Genomic DNA, 511 nt, shown 5'->3' with positions numbered 1-511 from the left:
TGGCAACCGGCGCACTTGCGGTTGCCACGCCTTTTATTGACATCGATATTCCGTTCGCATTGATCATCGGTGCGATTATCGGTACACTCTGGCTCTCCCCAGACCTTGACTTAAAATCAGATGCCTATTACCGATGGGGCCCGCTTAAATTGATTTGGCTCCCATACGTGAAGCTCATGCCGCACCGTTCGCTCTTTTCGCATTTACCTGTTTTGAGTGATCTGATTCGGATTGCGTACATCGGCTTCCCACTCATTCCGCTCTTGCCCTTCACAGCATATGAAACAGAAATCCGTTCGTGGGTGGACGTACACGGCATGTCGTTCTTTTTAGGTCTCGTATTTGCAACGACACTGCACACGACGCTCGACTATACATCGACATTTTTTAAAAAAGCATTTTGATCAACCAAAAGGACCACCTACCGTTTTTTTGCGGAGGTGATCCTTTTTTACTTGAATGCCATAGTAAACGAAAGAGCACGGAATGATCTTCAGCTGAAGGTCATTCC

At 47.0% G+C, this 511-nt stretch carries 1 protein-coding gene; it reads left to right on the top strand.

Annotated features, from left to right (window positions below; all coding sequences use genetic code 11):
* On the top strand, positions 1 to 404 hold a 404-nt coding region (locus tag ON063_RS14830), incomplete at its 5' end, for a DUF2227 family putative metal-binding protein (protein ID WP_274665655.1).
* Positions 405 to 511 lie beyond the last annotated feature (107 nt).

Origin of the sequence: Exiguobacterium sp. B2(2022), assembly GCF_028823655.1 — a bacterium.
GTDB lineage: Bacteria > Bacillota > Bacilli > Exiguobacteriales > Exiguobacteriaceae > Exiguobacterium > Exiguobacterium aestuarii_A.
The sequence above is the reverse complement of the archived record's forward strand: the minus strand, read 5'-3'. Positions and strand labels throughout refer to the sequence as shown.